This window comes from Sphingobacterium sp. BIGb0165, from assembly GCF_024810095.1.
GTDB classification, from domain to species: Bacteria; Bacteroidota; Bacteroidia; order Sphingobacteriales; family Sphingobacteriaceae; genus Sphingobacterium; species Sphingobacterium detergens.
This window is the reverse complement of the sequence record NZ_JANUEB010000001.1, coordinates 293,097-314,037: the sequence shown is the minus strand read 5'-3', so window position 1 is coordinate 314,037 and position 20,941 is coordinate 293,097. Positions and strand designations below refer to the sequence as shown.

The 20,941-nt window shown below is 40.3% G+C and carries 18 protein-coding genes and 3 tRNA genes; 12 read left to right on the top strand and 9 right to left on the bottom strand.

The window, feature by feature from the left end; genetic code table 11:
• Nucleotides 1-18 precede the first annotated feature (18 nt).
• On the top strand, nucleotides 19-561 hold the full coding sequence (locus M2408_RS01340) for a murein L,D-transpeptidase family protein (RefSeq protein WP_259178590.1): 543 nt from the start codon (nucleotides 19-21) through the stop codon (nucleotides 559-561).
• Nucleotides 562-723: 162 nt separating this feature from the next.
• A complete protein-coding gene (locus tag M2408_RS01335; RefSeq protein ID WP_259178589.1) occupies nucleotides 724-1,296 on the top strand; it encodes a helix-turn-helix domain-containing protein in 573 nt (190 codons plus the stop codon).
• A gap of 89 nt (nucleotides 1,297-1,385) precedes the next feature.
• On the opposite strand, the gene M2408_RS01330 is transcribed toward M2408_RS01335, so the two are convergent.
• The 7 genes from M2408_RS01330 to M2408_RS01300 all read right to left on the bottom strand — a co-directional run bounded on the left by M2408_RS01330 (nucleotide 1,386) and on the right by M2408_RS01300 (nucleotide 12,633).
• Nucleotides 1,386-3,566 carry a DUF4954 family protein gene (locus M2408_RS01330; protein ID WP_259178587.1) on the bottom strand — a complete coding sequence of 727 codons (2,181 nt, stop codon included), beginning with the start codon at nucleotides 3,564-3,566 and terminating at the stop codon, nucleotides 1,386-1,388.
• An 8-nt stretch (nucleotides 3,567-3,574) separates the two neighbouring features.
• Nucleotides 3,575-5,416: a glutamine--fructose-6-phosphate transaminase (isomerizing) gene (glmS, locus tag M2408_RS01325; RefSeq protein ID WP_259178586.1), complete on the bottom strand. Its 1,842-nt coding sequence runs from the start codon at nucleotides 5,414-5,416 to the stop codon at nucleotides 3,575-3,577.
• Between the two features lie 152 nt (nucleotides 5,417-5,568).
• A complete protein-coding gene (locus tag M2408_RS01320; RefSeq protein WP_259178585.1) occupies nucleotides 5,569-8,709 on the bottom strand; it encodes an efflux RND transporter permease subunit in 3,141 nt (1,046 codons plus the stop codon).
• A gap of 65 nt (nucleotides 8,710-8,774) precedes the next feature.
• The gene (locus M2408_RS01315; RefSeq protein ID WP_259178584.1) at nucleotides 8,775-9,830 is read right to left on the bottom strand and encodes an efflux RND transporter periplasmic adaptor subunit; all 1,056 of its coding nucleotides are present in this window, start codon (nucleotides 9,828-9,830) and stop codon (nucleotides 8,775-8,777) included.
• A 14-nt stretch (nucleotides 9,831-9,844) separates the two neighbouring features.
• Nucleotides 9,845-11,161 carry a TolC family protein gene (locus M2408_RS01310; protein ID WP_259178582.1) on the bottom strand — a complete coding sequence of 439 codons (1,317 nt, stop codon included), beginning with the start codon at nucleotides 11,159-11,161 and terminating at the stop codon, nucleotides 9,845-9,847.
• Between the two features lie 28 nt (nucleotides 11,162-11,189).
• Nucleotides 11,190-11,789, bottom strand: coding sequence for a TetR/AcrR family transcriptional regulator (locus M2408_RS01305; protein WP_259178580.1), 600 nt, complete (start codon nucleotides 11,787-11,789; stop codon nucleotides 11,190-11,192).
• 172 nt (nucleotides 11,790-11,961) lie between these two features.
• Nucleotides 11,962-12,633, bottom strand: coding sequence for an NrtR DNA-binding winged helix domain-containing protein (locus M2408_RS01300; RefSeq protein ID WP_120258099.1), 672 nt, complete (start codon nucleotides 12,631-12,633; stop codon nucleotides 11,962-11,964).
• Between the two features lie 185 nt (nucleotides 12,634-12,818).
• Between M2408_RS01300 and pfkA the strand changes: the two genes are divergently transcribed.
• The 4 genes from pfkA to M2408_RS01280 all read left to right on the top strand — a co-directional run bounded on the left by pfkA (nucleotide 12,819) and on the right by M2408_RS01280 (nucleotide 16,192).
• A complete protein-coding gene (gene pfkA / locus M2408_RS01295; RefSeq protein ID WP_404479129.1) occupies nucleotides 12,819-13,796 on the top strand; it encodes a 6-phosphofructokinase in 978 nt (325 codons plus the stop codon).
• A gap of 18 nt (nucleotides 13,797-13,814) precedes the next feature.
• Nucleotides 13,815-14,666: a hypothetical protein gene (locus M2408_RS01290; protein WP_259178578.1), complete on the top strand. Its 852-nt coding sequence runs from the start codon at nucleotides 13,815-13,817 to the stop codon at nucleotides 14,664-14,666.
• Nucleotides 14,667-14,670: 4 nt separating this feature from the next.
• Nucleotides 14,671-15,669, top strand: a complete 999-nt coding sequence (gap, locus tag M2408_RS01285; RefSeq protein ID WP_223579598.1) for a type I glyceraldehyde-3-phosphate dehydrogenase — start codon at nucleotides 14,671-14,673, stop codon at nucleotides 15,667-15,669.
• A 373-nt stretch (nucleotides 15,670-16,042) separates the two neighbouring features.
• A complete protein-coding gene (locus tag M2408_RS01280; RefSeq protein ID WP_259178577.1) occupies nucleotides 16,043-16,192 on the top strand; it encodes a hypothetical protein in 150 nt (49 codons plus the stop codon).
• A gap of 392 nt (nucleotides 16,193-16,584) precedes the next feature.
• Here M2408_RS01280 and M2408_RS01275 read toward each other — a convergent pair whose 3' ends face one another.
• A complete protein-coding gene (locus M2408_RS01275) occupies nucleotides 16,585-16,749 on the bottom strand; it encodes a hypothetical protein (RefSeq protein WP_259178576.1) in 165 nt (54 codons plus the stop codon).
• A gap of 224 nt (nucleotides 16,750-16,973) precedes the next feature.
• Here M2408_RS01275 and M2408_RS01270 point away from each other — a divergent pair.
• The 3 genes from M2408_RS01270 (at nucleotide 16,974) to M2408_RS01260 (ending at nucleotide 17,261) form a co-directional block, all read left to right on the top strand.
• Nucleotides 16,974-17,046 (top strand) — tRNA-Phe (locus tag M2408_RS01270).
• Nucleotides 17,047-17,098: 52 nt separating this feature from the next.
• Nucleotides 17,099-17,171, top strand: a tRNA-Gly gene (locus M2408_RS01265).
• A 5-nt stretch (nucleotides 17,172-17,176) separates the two neighbouring features.
• Nucleotides 17,177-17,261: transfer RNA gene (locus tag M2408_RS01260), tRNA-Leu, on the top strand.
• A gap of 44 nt (nucleotides 17,262-17,305) precedes the next feature.
• Here M2408_RS01260 and M2408_RS01255 read toward each other — a convergent pair.
• Nucleotides 17,306-18,259, bottom strand: coding sequence for a hypothetical protein (locus M2408_RS01255; RefSeq protein WP_259178574.1), 954 nt, complete (start codon nucleotides 18,257-18,259; stop codon nucleotides 17,306-17,308).
• A gap of 126 nt (nucleotides 18,260-18,385) precedes the next feature.
• Here M2408_RS01255 and M2408_RS01250 point away from each other — a divergent pair, with 126 nt between their 5' ends.
• From M2408_RS01250 to M2408_RS01240, 3 genes are read left to right on the top strand one after another with little or no spacing between them, the layout of a single operon-like run.
• Nucleotides 18,386-19,603, top strand: coding sequence for a hydroxymethylglutaryl-CoA reductase (locus M2408_RS01250; RefSeq protein WP_259178572.1), 1,218 nt, complete (start codon nucleotides 18,386-18,388; stop codon nucleotides 19,601-19,603).
• A 1-nt stretch (nucleotide 19,604) separates the two neighbouring features.
• Nucleotides 19,605-20,186, top strand: a complete 582-nt coding sequence (locus M2408_RS01245; protein ID WP_259178571.1) for a CDP-alcohol phosphatidyltransferase family protein — start codon at nucleotides 19,605-19,607, stop codon at nucleotides 20,184-20,186.
• A 2-nt stretch (nucleotides 20,187-20,188) separates the two neighbouring features.
• Complete coding sequence (locus tag M2408_RS01240) at nucleotides 20,189-20,899, top strand: phosphatidate cytidylyltransferase (protein WP_259178568.1); 711 nt, start codon at nucleotides 20,189-20,191, stop codon at nucleotides 20,897-20,899.
• Nucleotides 20,900-20,941 lie beyond the last annotated feature (42 nt).

Genomic DNA, 20,941 nt, shown 5'->3' with positions numbered 1-20,941 from the left:
TATAAAATAACTGATCCTATGAAGCGAAATAAAAGTCGTAGCAACTGGCTAAAAGTAGGTATTACCTTATTCCTCCTATCCATTTTGGCGCTGACGGTCTACAACCTCTATCCTGAATCCCGTTTATCAAAAAATGCTGTAATCGACAGGCTTGTGGTGTATAAATCCAAACGGACCTTATTGGCTTACGCAAAGGGGAAATTACTCAAATCCTACCGTATTTCACTCGGTGGACAACCCGTAGGCGCAAAAGAAATTGAGGGTGATCTAAAAACTCCAGAAGGATCGTATTATATCAACGATAAGAATCAATACAGTGGCTACCATAAGAACTTAGGGGTATCCTATCCCAATGAAAAGGATATTGCCCATGCCAAAACTCTGGGTAAAACTGTTGGTGGTGATATCAAAATTCATGGACTGCGAAACGGAATGGGCTTCATTGGCAAGCTACAACGTAGTGTAGACTGGACTTTCGGCTGTATGGCATTGACCAACACGGAAATTGATGAGCTCTACCGCGCTGTTCCCATAGGCACCCCTATTGAGATTAATCCATAGTGCCACCGCTGTACACCTTATTCATCTAAAACTACGGCATCTCGATCATTCGGTTTTACTGCACCAAAACTCTACAACATATGCCCCAAATCTTACAACAGAATGTCCGATTAAATTGCGATTTTTGGGTTTAGATTTGTAACTTGTATTAAAAAAACTCGAATGAAACTCGCAATAAAGAATATGGTATGCAATAGGTGCATCATGGTTGTCGAAAACGAATTGGCCAAGCTTAATCTTCACATTAAACATATTTCTTTAGGGCAGGTCGAAATTGAAGAAACGTTGAACAGAGAACAGTCTGCTCAATTGGCCGAGAGCTTTTCCGCCCTTGGCTTTGAATTGATCGACGACAAGAGAACAGTACTTATTGAACAGGTCAAACATTTGGTGCTGGATCTAATCCGCAACCAAAACAACAACACCAATCTCAATTTATCGGAAATAATAAGTAATCAGATTTATCACGATTACAACTATATTTCGAATCTATTTTCGGATGTGGAAGGCATGACGATTGAGAAATATTTCATCAGCCAAAAAATCGAATATGTCAAGGAATTATTGGTCTATGATGAACTGACTTTAAGCGAAATAGCCTATCAACTGAATTACTCCAGTGTTGCTTATTTAAGCAATCAGTTCAAAAAAGTAACTGGACTGACACCAAGTCATTTTAAGCATATCAAGGAGAATAAACGGAAACCGTTAGACAAGATTCATGATGCTGGATAACTATCCTGCATACTTGTGCTGAATTGATCATATCACGATCTGGTACCTAAAGATAAAAAAGAAAAGGCTTCCGAGCGGAAGCCTTTCTTTTAAAATTGCCCTTTCAAATTAGCAACCCTTATTTTAAATATCTCTAGTTCTTTTTGCTGTTGATTGATAAAGGAGTTTTCTGTCAATTTCCCAACCACTATATCACGTTCTTCATCATTGGCATATACCATGTTCTTGAACGGATTTTTGTAATCTTTAGCGCGGGATTTATAGATCTGCTCGCCAATCCAGATTCGGTGTCCCAAAGCCTGATCCAACAAAGATACAATTTTATCTCTGGATATTTCCATACCTTCCAAAGTCAGAATTTCAATTAGGGACAATAAGGCATGCTTTCGCTTATCCAACGGATAGTACTTGCTACGCTCATGATAAAACTCATGAATATCGTCCCAGGAGTCTATCTTTTTGGACTTGATATCATCCAGAAAAACCTGCAATGCAGTACTTTCGATAAGCTGTCCACCGATATTTTCCCAGTTTGTCCGTCGTTCAGCAGCAAGGCTCTCCATGATATCATCGAGCGAGCGACCTTCCTCCAGTGCGTCCATCAGGTGCAAAACACCATAATACTTGATGAATGAACGATAAAGATGATAGGCCTCGCCAACTTTTTGAATCACTGTGGGTCGGCGGGAATTCTCTGCGCCGGATAAAACAATAGTCTTATCTTTTAGATCAATATTATTGGCAAGTAAGGCACGTCCAGCCACAATGCGCTCCTCCCGTGTCTTATGTTCTTCGTGTTGAAGGCTTTCCGATACCGCAAAAGCAAGTGTTTCCATTCCGGCAAACATTTCATTGACCGTATCAGGAGCCAACATATCGTACTCAAAATATTGGTTTTTAAAATGTCTATTGTCCCGTGCTTCATACTTATTGGCATTGCGTACCAAGGCGTACATATTATACATAAACCAATATCCTGGGATAAGTACAAGCCGATCGTGCTGTACATCGTTGCTTACCAGCGTAAAAGGCAATTGAATATCAAGCTCGTGTAAAAAGTCGCCCTTGACAATTAAACAGTAAGAGGCAAACCTCGAGTTGTGCTTGAGGCTCACACATAAGCCTGGCCAAAAACCACGCCCTGCAATAATCTCACCATCAGCTGCCCTGGAATTGTGGTTTGACCCAACTGTAGCCCCTGCAGCCATATTACTTTGCCCCATCACCAATGCCGCACATAGGAAAGAATTATTATGATGTTGTTCATGTGCCGGAAAAATGAGAGAATTGAGCACTTCACAACAGGATATCGTCGAATTATCACCCAGATAAGAATTGATCAACCGTGCGCCATATTTCAATTGCGAATAAGAGGCCAAAATAAAACGTACCGCTTTGACTCCATAGAATATACGGCAACCGTAGCCAATGATACCATTGACCAGCTCACAGCCCTCTCCAATTTGGGTATAGGATTCCTGTGAAGAGTTAACCGTCACGTTCTTCAGCTTATTCACCCCTTTGATGTAGGCATCGGTACCGATCTTAACATTCTTGATCGTAAACGTATTTTTGATAATGCAGCGATCACCGATCTGGCTATAATATCCACGTTGTGTACCAAATTTTTGGTCTGTCAGTTCTTCAAAACGATGCTGTAACTCCTGATCATGGCGATTTCGTGTCCACAGGTAGACATCTGCAGCCTGCATCCCATCAAAAGGATACACCGATCGTGCACCATTTTCATTGCATAGTTCCAATTGAATACGTTTACCCGATTCTTCGCCGTCCCGCAGAATTCCGTTACCAAATTTAGCGGTGCTACCGGTCTCCATCTCCTTAATTTGACTCAACAGCACTTCATTACCCACAATAAAATAGGATAAATACCCTATATGATGTACAGCTACATCATCACCAAAATCCGAACTGATAATGGTTGAATGATATAAACCGATGGGAAGCTGTAGATTGCGGTATTCCAAATAACTGGGGCTTAGATTTCCGATACGTACCAAACCATAAAATTTACACCCTTGGATTTGCTTTGGATCGAAGACTGCTGACACCTTTACCTTGGACCAGTCGCTCGACCAATTACCATTGGCTATTAGCTCCTGAACCTCATTTGCCGTAAGGTCACGGTAATCATTGCGTGGATTCTGCTGAAAACGCAGGGTATACTCATCCTGCCCTTCCTGGAGAAATTCATTTGGGATAAAATCATACCCCAAATGCTCCAAAGGTCTTTTCTTTAATACACTCATGCGCCTCCTTATTCTACTGTAACAGATTTGGCGAGATTACGAGGTTTGTCAACATCTAAGCCTAACTCCACACCGATATAATAAGACAATAACTGCAAAGGAACAACAGAAATTAAAGGAGCAATAATCTCATCTGCCTCTGGAATTTCCATAAAGTCATCCGAAAGCTCTTCGGAAACGGCATCACCTCTTGTAACTACAGAAATAATCTTCCCCTTCCTTGCTTTTATCTCCTGGATATTGGAGACAATCTTTTCATGATAAGCATCCTTCGTTGCGACGAAAACAACAGGCAAATGCTCATCGACCAAAGCAATAGGGCCATGTTTCATCTCTGCTGCAGGATAACCTTCGGCATGAATATAAGAGATCTCTTTTAGCTTTAGCGCACCTTCCAAGGCAACTGGGAAATTATACCCCCTACCAAGAAACAGGAAGTCCCGAGCGTCCTTATATTTTTTTGCAATTTGCTGGATCTTTTCGATCTGCGTATCCAATATCCACTCAACCTTTTCCGGAACAGCATGTAATTCTTCCGATAGTTTCAGAAAACGTTCTTCCGAAATCGTTCCTTTTAAGGCTGCTATTTTTAATGCGATCAGATTTAGCACAGTTAGCTGTGCTGTAAAAGCTTTGGTACTTGCCACACCGATTTCAGGGCCAGCATGTGTATAAGCTCCTGCGTCAGAAAGACGGGCGATGGAAGATCCCACAACATTGACCACACCAAGAATGATAGCGCCTTGTTTTTTCGCATTTTCCAGAGCCACTAACGTATCTGCAGTCTCACCACTTTGTGAGATGGCCAAAATTACATCTCCGGGATGAATCACAGGATTGCGATAGCGGAACTCCGAAGCATACTCCACCTCAACATTAATACGGCATAGTTCTTCAATGACATATTCGGCAATCAAGCCAGCATGCCAGCTCGTACCACAAGCAACAATGACAATCCGATTGGTGCTGCTGATTTCATTCGCGTACTTCTCAATTCCGCTCAGAATAATTTGCTTCGCTTGCAGATCCAGACGACCGCGCATTGAATCGTAGATAGTATGTGGCTGTTCGAAGATCTCCTTTAGCATAAAGTGATCGTAACCGCCTTTTTCAATAGCCGATAATTCCAGATCCAATTTTTGGATGTACGGTGTAATCCGTTCATTTCCCAAATTCTTGAGGATTAGTTCATCGGGTGTGATAATCGCGAGTTCATAGTCATTGATGTAAACAACTTCTTTGGTATAAGCTAACATAGGTGAAGCATCTGAACCCAAGAAATGCTCATTTTTACCTATTCCGATAACCAAGGGACTTCCCTTTCTAGCGGCAATAATCCGATCTGGATGACCAGCCTCCAATACAAGGATCACATAGGCACCCACCACCCTTTTTAGTGCAATCCGGATCGCTTCTTCTAGGGAGCATTCATTTTGAGATTGGATCTCCTCGATAAAGTTAACGAGTACTTCAGTATCCGTATCACTTTTGAACTGGTAACCTTTGCTAATTAATTCTGATTTTAGGGAAGCGTAGTTTTCGATGATGCCATTATGGATCATCGCAATACGTCCACTATTTGAGTAATGCGGATGAGCGTTGCGGTCAGAAGGTTCACCATGGGTGGCCCAACGTGTATGCCCTATTCCTGTTGTTGACTGGAGATCCTGACCGTAAACGAATTCTTCCAGATTCACTACTTTGCCGGTCTTTTTGTAAACATCAACCTGTTCACCTTTGTGCAGTGCCACTCCCGCACTGTCATATCCACGGTATTCTAATTTTTTCAATCCATCAATGACGATACTATACGCCTGACGGTAACCTGTGTATCCTACAATTCCACACATGCTTGTCTCAATTTTAAGTATATATATATTTTGTTAATGCGTCGCAATGTAGTAAAAAATATTTACGCAATCGATTGATTAACCTAAAATTAACACAAAAAGAAAGGAGGCCAATCACTTAGCCTCCTTTCTTTTGTAAAATTGATTTATTTTTAATGTTCTGCTACATCAACATGGTCATAATCCTCTACAATCAATGCCTCATAGTCAGTCTTTTTCTTTTTACCAAAGCGGTCAAAGATCGAATATACGACCGGTACGACAACAAGGGTCAAGAATAGAGACGACAGTAGACCACCAATGATAACGATTGCCAGACCTCTGTTCATATCCGCGCCATCACCCGTAGCAATAGCAATCGGAATCATACCAAATACCATGGCAATTGTCGTCATCAAGATTGGACGAAGACGGGCATGGTTAGCAGCGACCAGTGCGTCGTGTGTGCTATCACCAGCTTCTTTCCGGTGGTTCGCAAAATCGACTAACATGATCGCATTCTTGGCTACCAGACCAATCAGCATGATAATACCCAAGATGGTAAAGATATTCAATGTCTGATTACCCAATGCAAGGAACAACAAGGCACCAATAAAGGACAGTGGAATAGAGAACAATACCACAAAAGGCGTGATAAAGCTATCATATAGCGCCACCATAACAAGGTATACCAAGATAATTGACGCCAATAATGCAATTCCCAATGTACCGAAGCCTTCTGACTGATTTTCCATGTTACCACCCCAAATGAAGACAATTCCAGGTTTGCGTGGAAGTTTCTCAAATTGAGCCTGCCATTCCTGTGCTACGGTACCCATTGGTCTACCGATTGCCTGACCTTGGATAGATACCGCCGGCGATTTATCACGGCGCTCCAATAAGGTAGGTCCTGAACCATAAGAAACTGTTGCAAATTGTTCCAATGAAATTGAAGCACCTTTACTATTGATAAATTTCAGGTCACGCACGTTATCTATACTGGCACGACCGCTCTCCGTATAACGGATATTGATATCGTACTCATTATCACCCGCTCTATATTTATTATCTGTATTTCCAGAAAATGCAGTCTGCATTGTCATACCCACTGTGGATACGTTCAATCCCAAAGACGTCATCTTATCGCGGTCAATTTTCACATTGATCTCAGGGTTACCAGCTTCGGAAGTTAACTTCACTCCTGCTGCTCCTGGGATCTTACGCAATTGATCTGCCGCTTTCTCCGCAAATTCTTGTGCATCTTCCACCGAAGAACCGATGATGGTTAATTTCAACGGCGCCTGCTCTGCCCCCATGATACCAACATTCACGGTTTTAATCTTCGCACCAATCAGTTTGTTTTCCAATTCACGTTTTAAAGTCGCAGAATATACCTGAGAATTACCTTCGAAATTTTCTTTATCCAGAATAACGTGGATTTCGGATTTATAACGTGATCCTGTTGTCGAAGCCATACCATCCGAAGACTGTCCTACAGTAGTGATGATTTCCTTGACATCTGGCTTTGATTTAATATAAGCTTCGGCCTTTTGCGTCAATAAGTTGGTCTTCTCCAAAGAAGCATCTTTGTCCAATTCCAATTGGATGAAAAATTCCTTACGGTCTATTCCAGGGAAGAAGTCCGAACCGATATAACCTTTGACAACAAGCATAAAAGAAGCGACCAATAAGCCTACAGCAAGTCCCAGTGTTGCCAATTTATTCATCCGGCTTTTTAATGCCCAGACCAACAATCCGGATACCCAATGTGTAAAAGCTGTCAAACCACTTTCAAATCCATGGATTATACGTCCGAAGAAAGAAGTTTTGCTCAAATGCTCCAGCTTTCCGAAACGGGAATATAACCAGGGCACAACTGTAAAGGACACAAGCAGGGATAGCAAAGTGGAAATAATTACGGTCACACAAAATTGAGCAAGAATGTTTGCCACCAAACCGGTAGACATTGCAATCGGTAAAAACACCACCACGATTACTAAGGTAATCGCTGTTACGGTGAAACCGATCTCTGATGCTCCATCAAATGCGGCACGCACTTTATTTTTCCCCATCTCCATGTGACGGTGGATATTCTCGATAACAACGATCGCATCATCCACCAAAATACCTACAACCAGTGATAATCCCAATAAAGACATCAGGTTTAGGGTATACCCCATCAACAACAAACCAATAAATGTCGCGATCAGTGATAATGGAATCGCAACCATGGTAATCGCGGCATTACGCAAACTCTGTAAGAAGAACAACATGATAAATCCTACCAGGGCAATCGCGATCATCAAGTCATGGATTACGTTATTGGCAGCATTCAATGTAAAATCAGAAGAGTCATTTGCGACAAGAATCTTGATCTTATTGCTTGCATAATCTTTTTCTACCTGCCCAATTGTCTTTTTAACACCTTCGGATACAGCTACTGCATTGGCATCCGATTGTTTAAAGACCTGTAACAAGATGGTGTTCTGACGATCCAAACGGGCCACTTTTTCAATTTCTTTGATTCCGTCCTGCACATCAGCGATATCGCGTAAATAGATCTGTACACCTGCCGGTGTCGTAATCGGTAGATTACGCAATTCTTCGATTGAGGTCACTTTACCCGCCAAACGGATTGTTGTTCTGTTATCACGGGTACTTACGTTACCTGTTGGAAAATCAAGATTGGAGGAAGCAACAGTTTGTTGCACCTGCGCGATTGTTAAACCATAACCTTCAATTTTCTTAGGGTCTACAGAAATCTGAATTTCACGTTCCTCACCACCGATCATATCCACTTTGGCTACCCCGTTGATCCGGGCAAAAACTGGCTGGATCTTATTGTCTAATAAGTCATACAATTCTTTTTCCGATAAGTTTGATGTTACGGCTAAGCTCATGATAGCAACATCATCCAATGAGAATTTGGATAACGATGGTGTTTTCACATCATCCGGCAAATCATTAACAACGGCATTGATTTTCCGTTGAGCATCCGTCAGCAGGAAGTTGACATCCGCACCATTATTTAAGGTAATCATCACAATGGATACACCCTCGAGGGAAGTCGACTCTACTTTCTTAATACTCTCCAGCGAGGAAATCGCATCCTCAATTTTTTTGGTCACTGAGCTTTCCACCTCAGAAGGCGATGCCCCCGGATAGACAGTCTGCACCGTGATTACGTTGATCTCAAATTTAGGGACTAACTCGTACCCCAATTGAGTATAGGAAAACAGCCCGCCTAATGTCAGTATTATAAATAATACGATAATTATACTGGGACGTTTTATCGATATTTCGGTAATTTTCATTAGAATTATTTGTTTTTAATGGTAATGAAACCACGACTTCATTTGCTACTGTTTTTCAGTATACATTATTTAATAATTTCAACAGGGCTCTGATCAAACAAGTTGATTTGACCCGAAACAATCACTTGATCGCCATTTTGCAAGCCACCCAAGATTTCAATGTGATCGCCAAAGTTTCTTCCGGATTTCACATTGGTTTCGATTGCTTTACCATTTTTAAGAACGAATATTTTATTATCACTCACGCTACCAACGAATGCATTGCGAGGCACGATCAGTGTATTACCGACAACCCCTTCCCCAAACATTGCTGTCCCATACATACCGGCACGCAATTGGTTCGATGAGTTATTGACTTCAATTTCTACCGGAAAATTCAAACTTCCGTCTGATTTAGGAGCAATAAATGTCACCTTACCTGTGAATCTTTGGTCTGCATATACACTTGCTGACACATCAACAGACTGGCCTACTCGTAACGTAGCCACATTTTTCTCATCAACATTGACACGTAATTTTAAACTACCAACATTTACGATATCAAAAGCCGCTGTTCCTGGGCTGACATAAGCTCCTGGTTCAATTTTACGTGAATTGACTACTCCAGCGACAGATGTCTTGATAGTCACATCACCAGCATTCAGTTTAGCTGAACGCAGGCTGTTTTTGGCACTTTCCAATTTCAACCTTACTTCATCTACTTTTTGTTGTGTGACACCACCTGTTGAAAAAGCATTTTCATGACGTTTCATATCGGCCAATGCATTATCATAAGATGCCTGCGCATTTGCGACATTCACATTTAGCTTATCGCCTTCTATAATTGCCAATGTCTGACCAACACTCACATGTGCGCCCTCATCAACCAATACACGGACAACACGTCCTGCAGTTTCCGCACCGACTGTCACCTCCTGTTTAGGTTCGAACGTTCCGTTAGCGGTGTAACGTAAGTCCATTGAGCTCACTTTCGCAGTATCAATACGGACCGCGATCGCCGCATTTGTCTTAGCAACTTCTGCTGTTTCGGCTTCATTTTTCTTTTTATTTTTGTTCAGCACAAAAAATATACCTGCCAACCCGGCAGCAATAATCAATAAGGTAATAATTCCGCGTTTCATATAGTTGTAGTCAATTATTCTTTAATTAATGATTTCAGTTCACCATTTGCCTTTATAATCTGTACTTCGGCAACCTTATAGTTCAATAAGCTGGTATTTAAGTTGTTTTCAGCATCTGCCAAAGCTTTCTCGGCATCCAATAGCTCAGTCAGGGTCGCAAGACCGTTATTAAAATTGTTTTGTGTATCACTTAAAACATCCTTCGCAAGTACCACATTACGACGGTTGTTATCAATATTCAATAAACTGATCTTAACCTGCGATCTGGCATTCTCTTTTGCCAAATTCAGTCCAAGCTTTGTGTCTTCCAAATCTACCTCGGCTTGTCTAATCTGAATATCTGCCTGATTGATTTTCGCTTTAGTAGTCCCGCCTGTAAAAATTGGAACAGAAAGGTTTAAACCAATGCTCGATGTTTTAGGCCAGTTGAAATTGCTACCAATCGGAAAACCTTTACCAAAACCGTTAAAACCAAAATCACCACCTAAAGACAACTTTGGATAAAGATCTGCAACTTTAGATTTTTTATTGAGTTGATACAATTCGATTTGCTTTTTAGCCAATTGTACCTCTGAGCGATTTTCAACATTGGCAGTTTCCGCCGTTAGCGCGGGGTTCAGTTCGAATGTTTCTTTTGACAACTCAATATCCTCTTCAATTGGCTTTCCGATTGCGAATTTCAAGGCATTCTCTTTAATCTGTACTGAATTTAATGATTGTTGCCGTTGTGCTTCCAGATTATTTACATTAACAACCAGACGATCCAGATCAATTCGCTTCGCCAATCCTGCATTCACCATTCCCTCAGTTACATTCTTTGTTTTTGTTGTACTTTCAAGATTATTCTCGATTGTTTGTAATTTCAGATGTTCCTGATAAATTTCATAATATGCATTTGCTACTTTTTCGATCACCTGTTCATCAGTCAATTGTGCATTTATCTGATAAAACTCTTTGGTTGTTTTTGCGGCTTTCAAACCCGTAAATATCGATTGGTTAAATAGTTGCTGATTGAGCGAAACCATCGCAGTGGAATTCCAAGGTTGCCCCATCTTGATGGTTTGCGTCTGCCCACCTGCTTCCAATACCATTTCCGGAATCAAAACATTATATTTTAAGGATCCGTTTGCTGTAATTTGTGGCAATGCACTACCTCTAACCTCATCAATCTGATATTGTGAGTTTTCGAGATCCAATTTAGCTTTTTTAGCTTCCTTTTTATTCTGCAAAGCAAATTTGATCGCATCACTTAGGCTTAATTGCTGCTGTGCATGACTTTGGAAAACCATCGTACCTAATAAAAGGCTGGCTAGTATTCTGATTGTTTTCATTCCTAATTTATTTGTCCTAATTTTATATCTACTTTTTATTTATACCATTAAAAAACAGCTTAGTAGCTAGTTTTTGTTTCTGTAACACTTCATCAAAACGATCCTGATTTGGTATTCCAGAGATGATATCAGAAATATTGCACATCAAGGATAAGCTCTTCATCAGTTCCACATAGATTTCCGCTGTTTCATAGAGATGCTCTTCATTGAGTTCTCCCTTCTCGGCACCGACCTTGAATATCTCATAAAGCGCCTGTACGTCGCGATTGTGGAGACACTGAAAAAACTCTTGCATCGAAAGTCCTTTAATCCATTCCAGGTTCTCGTTCATATGCAATATATAATACTTGCGTACAAAAGCATCCCGTAATTCCAAAATCTTCATGATCAGATCGTAGGTTGTACCTTTATGCACAGCTACCAACTTCTCTTCCTCTTCCCTGTACTCATCTGTCAAACGTATAATAACATCCCGTATAAGCGCATTCTTCTCCGAGTAATAATAATATAAATTCGCTTTGGTGATTTTTATATCCTCCGCAATCTCATTCATTGTTGTCTTACTAAAACCATAATGCATAAAGCGTCTTATAGCTGCATCAATGATCTGGTCCTTTCTATCTTCCATTCTTCAAAAAACTCCTTTCTACTTTCTGACTTTTATCAGAAATTGTTCAAAAATATAAAAAGTAACTTCTCGTACAAAATATATTTTGAAATCGCTATTAATTTGATATTTAGTTGACAACAAAAAAAGGCAAACTTTGGAAGTTTGCCTTTTCTTAATAACTCAGATTTTATTAAAACGCTACAGTATTCTGGAAATGTTTGAGGAATTTTCTTTTGTCCAGTTTATACAACCTTGCAGCCCGATAAGCGACACCTGTCTGTACTTCATCCAACTCCTTTAGGAAGCCATAATTCTGCATTTTCTTTCGAAAATTACGTTTATCCAATGTTTTATTCAATATGCCTTCATACACCAATTGCAATTGGGTCAGGGTAAATTTTTCAGGTAACAATTCAAAAGCGATCGGTTTGTAGGCCAAACGACGCTGCAATCTTTCCAAACATAAATCCAAAATCTGCTTATGGTCAAATGCCAATTCTGGAACATTTCTAACAGGAAACCATTTCGCCTGCTTCATGTAGTTTGTAACAGGCTTTGTTTTCAGTTTTGTACTATCAAGCTGGACCAGGGCATAGTAAGCCACTGTCAGAATACGTCCTTTTGGGTGCCGTTTCAAGCCCGCAAAAGAATGCAATTGATCCATAAATACATCCTTCAAACCTGTATTTTCATACAAAATTCTCTTTACGGCATCTTCCATCTCTTCGTCATTATCCACGAAGAAGCCTGGCAATGCCCACCAATCCTTAAAAGGATATTCATTTCTTTCAGCCAAAAGAACCTTTAATTCTCCTTCATGAAAGCCTAATATGACGCAGTCTACGGTAAAATTACTATACAAAACTTCTAAATTTATTTATGTGCAATATACTGAGCTAAATTTATTGGCTACTAATCATCGGGTTACCTGTAACAATTATACGCTTCCTAAACGTGATGCGCAAAAAAATAATGAAAAATTTATTCAAAGTGTAGAATATACACTATAAAAATCTTATATTCGTAGAACCTAAAATATAGAGTGTGATAAAAGAAATAAAAAAAATAGGCGTATTAACATCTGGCGGTGACGCCCCCGGCATGAATGCTTGCATTCGTGCAGTTGTCCGTACAGCGCTTCACAAAGGCCTTCAGGTCACTGGAATTTACCAGGGCTATCAGGGTTTGATTGACGCAAATTTCAAAGAAATGGACACCCGCTCTGTGAGTAATATCATACAGCGTGGCGGTACAATACTAAAAACAGCACGTTGTCTTGAGTTTAAAACAACTGAAGGGCGAAAAATCGCATACGACAATTTAAAAGCAGCAGAAATAGATGCGTTGGTGGTGATTGGTGGTGACGGGACTTTTACTGGTGCAAATTTTTTCTCCAAAGAATTCGAGATTCCTATTGTAGGAATCCCCGGAACGATTGACAACGACCTTTACGGATCTGACTATACCATTGGCTATGATACAGCTAACAATACTGTTATCGAGGCCATTGACAAAATCAGAGATACAGCGGCATCACATGAGCGCCTCTTCTTTGTTGAGGTAATGGGTAGAGATTCCGGATGTATCGCATTAAACGCAGGAATTGCAGGTGGTGCTGAAGCCATTTTGCTTCCAGAAAAAGAGACGGCTATTGATGATTTAATCAACCACCTGGAAGATGGAGCCATCAAAAAGAAATCTTCATCCATTGTTATTGTTGCCGAGGGCGATCAAAACGGGGGTGCCTATTATGTCGCAAAAAAAGTAAAGGAAAAATTTGATCATTACGACACGAAAGTTAGTATATTAGGGCATTTACAACGCGGTGGATCTCCAACGAGTTTTGACCGCGTGTTGGCTAGTCGATTGGGCTTTGCTGCCGTTAATGAAATTTTAGCAGGCAATACACGGATCACCGTTGGTCTCCGTGGCAATGAAATCAAAACTACTCCGATCGAAGAAGCAATCAGCAATAAGGAAATTAAACTTAGCCCTGATCTATTGGAAATGGCTGAGATTTTATAATATCAAATAAAGCAGACTATGATAGCAGTAGTATACAGTGGATCTCGATTCTCAGACTGGCGGCTGGCTGACAAAGGCCGGATAACCACCGGATTTCGCATGACTGGCATCAACCCCTATCTTCAGGATGAACGATCCATACTACAGCATTTAAATAGAAACACCAATTTGATCAATAATGCTGAAAAAATTAAACGTATTTATTTTTTCGGTGCTGGTTCTTCATCAAAAGAACGTAAAGATAAGATCAAAAATGTTTTCGAGCGCTTTTTCGTCAATGCCCGTGTCAAAGTAGACCATGATGTCATCGCTTCGGCTATTTCAACTTTTGGAGATGAAAAAGGGATTGTAGGTATTATCGGAAGTGGATCGAATGCCGCTTATTATACCGGAAAGAAAATCATTGAGAACAATTATGGTCTAGGCTATATCCTCGCAGATGAAGGCGCTACCAACTGGAACAGTCAGCAATTGCTGAAACATTATATGACAGATACCCTTCCTGTTGATTTGAAGGATAAATTGGAAAAAGAATTCACATTGGACAAGAAAAGTATTTTGGAGAAGGTATATATTGCACCACAACCAACCAACTTTTTAAATTCATTTACCGATTTTGTACTTGAAAATAAGGAACATTTATTTATCAACCAATTGATCAAAAACGGGCTACGTACTTTTATTAAAACTTATATTAAGCCATTAATGAAAGAGTATCCTGACAGTGACGTCAATTTTACCGGTTCGGTAGCTTTCAATTATGAAAACATCCTGCGAGAGGTGGCAACAGAAGAATTTAATATCAGTATTGGCACCGTGGTCAAGGAGCCGATACATAATTTAATTAAATATTATATCAATAAAAATTAAGAATATGAAAATTGGAATTAACGGATTTGGCCGTATTGGTCGTTTAGCATTCAGAGCTGCTATCAATCGTCCAGAAATTGAAATTGTTGGTATCAATGACTTAGTTGAGCCGGATTATATGGCTTATATGTTGAAATACGATTCAACACACGGTAAATTTGACGGTACTGTTGAAGTTAAAGACGGCAACTTGATCGTGAATGGCAAAACAATCCGTGTAACTGCTGAAAAAGATCCAGCAAACTTGAAATGGAATGAAGTAGGTGCTGAAGTAATCATCGAATCTACAGGTTTCTTCCTGACTCAAGAGTTGGCTCAAAAACACATTGATGCAGGTGCGAAAAAAGTTGTTATGTCAGCTCCAGCAAAAGATGACACACCTACATTCGTAATGGGTGTAAACCACAAAGAATTAAAAGCAGATCAACATATCGTTTCAAATGCATCTTGTACAACAAACTGTTTAGCTCCTATCGCTAAAGTATTGAATGATAAATTCGGTATCGTTGAAGGTTTGATGACTACTGTACACGCAGTAACAGCTACTCAAAAAACTGTGGATGGTCCTTCAGTGAAAGACTGGAGAGGTGGCCGTGGTGCTTACCAAAACATCATCCCTTCTTCTACAGGTGCAGCTAAAGCTGTAGGTTTGGTTCTTCCTGAATTGAAAGGTAAATTGACAGGTATGTCTTTACGTGTTCCTACTGCTGACGTTTCAGTTGTTGACTTAACAGTACGTTTAAATAAAGGTGCTTCTTACGAAGAGATCAAAACTGCCATGAAAGAAGCTTCTGAAGGCGAATTGAAAGGTATTTTGGGTTACACAGAGGATGAGGTTGTTTCTTCAGACTTCTTGGGTGACGCACGTACATCAATCTTTGATGCTAAAGCTGGAATTTCTTTGAATGATAACTTTGTTAAAGTTGTATCTTGGTATGACAACGAGTGGGGTTATTCAAACAAAATCGTTGATTTAGTATTAGAAGTTGGTAAATTATCTTAATAAGATCCACCTAGACAATATTAAAGGAGCTGTATCAAATAGGTACAGCTCTTTTTTTGTGCATTTGATCCCGAATTGCAAGCGCAAATCCTTATGATGAGACAGTCCTTAGTTTGATTATACCGAATCATTTCCATTTTCTATCACTTTGCGAAGAGCTTCCCATTACCCAATACGGAGCAAGCCTATGTAAAATCGCGGCATTGTTATTAGCAAGACCGTGCAAACGACAGCATAAGGAATTCTCTTCCGCGCTGATCAGAAATTCATCGTTACGGAGCAAGAATACATCCAGATACCAAGAGAAACACTCAGATACGTAAACGAATACCTGCTGTAGCGAATAAATCTCTTCGACCACGCAAGTGTTTGCATGGATAAACTACAGGTACAATCCTATTACGAAGTGAATACATTGACTCCCGATCGGTTACCATCATCCGGCGAACAATATTCTTCGGCATTCCATGAAGTTGCCTTGACAGCGCTCACGAACACAAGAGCCATCGACACCATATCATGAACCACGCATGAAAACAATTCCACAGTTGACACATACGCTTCAGGCGAGCGGATAAATTAATCTATCGCCCAAGTGTTCATATCATACACGAAAAGGATCAGCTGAGACGAGCAAGCAACCTCTTCACTGACTCAAGAGATCTAATCAATACTGGAGATAACAACACGACGGTCAAAGCGTTCACTTGGGCAAAGAAAGTGATATAATCAGCGAAGCAAGAGATTTCTTGGAAAGAATACAGGACATCTTCCTTAGCCCAAGAAAGCTCTGCTCAGCAGCAAGTGAAATCAGGCAGCTCCCATTGGTCTTCGATCAGGTTCGATCGATTCTCCGCGGCGTCTATTTTCGCCTGAATGAATCCCGTATATCGCTTTTTAAATATACTGTTGAGCTTACTGTTCTACCATAGTCTGGTGTAAGCATTGCAGCGAACCTAGCGTGCTAGATAAGCGTCCTTGATGGTCACCGACATATTCGACTCCCTTGTTGATGTAGATCGATAACTCGTCATATTTGACGATAACATTAACCGAGTGATTTAACAGCCAGATTCTCATGATTTTTGGTTCCATTCTGCGCTCTACATTCATTCCAAACAGCTTTCCAGATTTAACGGTGAATTGCGTTCAGGGTTTTTAATTAGGAGAAAGCCCCTTTATTTTTTCCACTTAGGAATCAGCAGGTTGGCGTTTAAACGCAAAAAAAAGCACTTTTGCCTTTTGTATTTCAAATAATCCCTCTATATTTGCAGCATCAATAAGGCAAACAGCTAAATTGAAAAGGTGCCATAGCTCAGTTGGTAGAGCAAAGGACTGAAAATCCTTGTGTCGCTGGTTCGAATCCAGCTGGCACCACCGAAAGAAACAGAACGCGATGTTCTGGAATACTTTGAAAAATAATTCCAATGCGAAAATAGCTCAGCTGGTAGAGCACAACCTTGCCAAGGTTGGGGTCGCGAGTTCGAATCTCGTTTTTCGCTCACCTGCCTAGGTGGTGGAACTGGTAGACACGCAGGACTTAAAATCCTGTTCCCGTTAAGGGAGTGCGGGTTCGATTCCCGCCCTAGGTACAAGAAAGCTCATCAGTCGATGGGCTTTTCTTGTTTTATATGCTTTAAATTTCATTATCTGAACTTACCCGTGCCCTATAAAGCTCAATCTTTTGATAAATCTTGTTAAAAAACATTTTCTTATCCCGTGTGCCCGCTGTATTCAATAACCTGGAATTTTTAAGCTGATGCTGATAAAAGTTTGTCGCATGCTGACAGCTATCTGTATCATTTGTGATAAAGTAGCCCAGCATCGTATGGGGCACAAATAGTGCCTTTCGGTCCTTGTTTCCAACCAAAACATTATTGTTTAAGATCAATAGTTCATGATAATATAGTTGATACTGCTCGTTATTCGGAATGCATTTTTTTTCCAGTGAAAAGACCAGCTCCTTTATCTGGTCACAGAGGATCTTCCCATTGTCAGCGGTCAATAGACCCGCTTGGGAAAAATACATAATCTGCTGCAGCGTACTATTGATTGTTGTATCATTCCAGATCTCTTTTACCCTGATGGACGAATAATAATCGTTCAGCTTTTGCCCCCGGTTATCCATCGGTGTTTTTGACAAAAACGACTCAAAAGATACCTCCAACTCATCCGGGCTCAATAAATTGAGCCAAACATAGCGTTTAAAACGAGATAATAATCCTGTATTTATCGTATAGAAGATCGGTATATCCTTAGCCGAATAATACAGGAACGTCTCTAGGTTGGGTTTAAATTCTGTTAAAGACTTAAAGGAATTCTCAAGGTAATTTGACAGGTCATTGAATGACTGGATTTCCGTTGTCCTTTTCACTAAAACATGATCACTATGCTGAAACATCTTATCCAAAGAAAGTGAAAAGTGATTCGCGAGTTGTACCGTCTCCTCTATTGAAAATTTGCTCTTCATCGAAATCCGCCGATGCGCCGCATCATAGCTAATATCAAGAGCGCTTGCTATAGCCTCAATGATAGACTTTGTTGCATCTATTTTTCGTTGTATTTCCTGGATCAGCTTTTCTTGATACATAGGCTTATTGGTTTTGCGATTATCACAAAAATAAAAATATTTTTTATTGTTTACCACAATTTAGAATGCGATTATCACAATAACTTTGTTAAACAAAACAAATAGTCATTTTATTAAAAGCTGAATATGAAAACATTATTAAAAATACCTGCGCGAGCAGTTGATCAAACGGAAAACTTATGCGCTTTACCCCTTTCGTCGGAAATTAGCACCGAAGGAACGAAAACACTACGAAGCTATCTAAGCGAAAAAACGAACAAGCAATTTCCTACATTGACCGATACCAACATCGACCTATCGCTATTAAATGGAAATATTGAGAACTTCATTGGTATGAGTCAAGTTCCGACAGGGATTATTGGTCCATTAAAAGTCCACGGAACCGCAGCCAACGGTGCATACTATGTCCCATTGGCCACCAGTGAGGGGGCATTGGTCGCATCTTATCATCGTGGAGCGAGGGCATGCTTGCTAGCAGGGGGAGTTACTTCGATCTGCCTAAAAGAAGGTGTCCAACGAAGTCCGGTATTCAAATTCGAAAATTTAAATGATTTAAGCCTTTTTGTGTCGTGGTTCCTTGCTGAGAAAGACATTCTTCAGGATATCGTTAAGAAAACAAGTCGCTTTGCAAAATTAACGGACACAAGAATCCAAATCGAAGGCAATCATCTGACTATATCATTTGAATACTTCACCGCAGATGCGGCCGGACAAAATATGGTCACCATCTGTACAGATGCCATCTGTCGGTTTATGGTCGACCTCTGTCCGGTCAAGCCTACACACTGGTTTATTGAAGGGAACAGTTCCGGCGACAAAAAAGCAACAGCATATTCCTTCAACAACGTTAGAGGTAAGAAAGTAACGGCAGAAATAGAACTATCAGCCAGCATTGTATCGGAAGTACTCAAAACATCATCCGAACTGATGGATAGATATTGGCGCAGCTCCACCATGGGGATCATCCAAAGCGCTGCTATAGGTGCACATGGTCATTATGCCAATGGGCTGGCCGCACTATTTTTAGCTACTGGCCAGGATGTTGCCTGTGTAGCCGAAGCTGCAACAGGTATCACAAGAATGGAATTAAATAAAGATGGTTCACTATACGCCAGCGTCACCTTGCCAAACCTGATCATAGGGACTGTCGGTGGTGGCACAAACCTCCCTACTCAAAAAGAATGTTTGGAGATCATGGACTGTTACGGAGAAGGAAATTCAATAAAATATGCCGAGATAGCCGCGGCTCTCGTACTTACCGGGGAACTATCTATTGCTGCGGCTTTGTCAGCAGGTCAATTTACACAGGCACATCAAAAATTCGGAAGAAAAAAATCGGTATAAAATGGAAACGAAAAAAGAAAATAGATGGAATGTGCCAAATGCACTTTCTATCTACCGCATACTTGCATTACCTTTTATTAGCTATGCCATATTAACGGAAAACAGGAATCTCTTTATAGTATTATTGTCTATAAACCTTATAACGGATATCCTCGACGGATTAATCGCTAGACTATTTAAACTTCAAACAGAATTTGGCGCTAAACTGGATTCGGTCGCGGACATAGGGACATACCTGATGGCCTTTATGGGAATGATAACACTGGAAAAAGCTTTCGTAGCAGCATATAAAATCGAATTTATCCTCCTTATTGTCTTATGGATTGCTCCCCAAGTATATGCCCTTATCCGATTTCAACGGTTCCCCAGCTTTCATTTATGGTCTTATAAGATAACTGGTTACTTACAGGGCATATTTATCTTTAGCTACTTCGTATTCGGATTTCATACAATCTACTTTCACTTGATGTTAATCGTGAGTTGCCTGGCTTATCTGGAGGAATTATTTCTAGTGATTACCCTACCAAAGCTGCAATCCAATTTGAAGAGCATATTCCTTATCCAACAACAAAAAGGAGGTTGATCATGTATTTGTTTATTGCGAACATATTGCTATTATTTTTTGGAATAGGTGCTTTAGTGACACTGTATCTCAATAAGGACAGTCAAGCTGATCGAGCCAAAGAGCGTTGGCTAAAACTGGGAGTGTATTTTCTGGTGCTGGTCCTGGTATTTTCGTCCATTTATTTTGAACAAATAAAACTCCTGGCTATTTGCATAGGAATCGTCGGCCTTTATGAAATTTTTAAAGCCCAATCATTTTCCAGACAAACAGTTCCTTTCTGCCATTTTGTTTTATTCATTTACCTCAGTATCCTATTTGCATTCGTTAAGTTCAGCAATCAGATACCAACAGATCATATATGTTTTGTCTACTTTATAGTTGTCACCTTTGATGGGTTTAGCCAACTTAGTGGTCAATTATTGGGAAAACGAAAACTGATCCCCAAGATTAGTCCCAATAAAACTTTTGAGGGTTTGATTGGTGGTATGATATTGGCAATATCGGCCAGTCTTTTCCTTTTTCATTATATCCATCCTTCAATCGGATCAACAGTAGGGACAGCAGTATTCATCTGTATTTCCGCACTTGTTGGAGATCTCTTGGCTTCCTGGTACAAGCGCAGATGTCAAATTAAGGACTACAGCCGATTAATCCCGGGACATGGTGGAATATTGGATCGCTTCGACAGCTTTATGTTCTCCGGAGCAATGTATTGGTTAGTTTATTTATAGCAACGTAAATACCCTAATCTTAAAATAATTGATAAACAAATA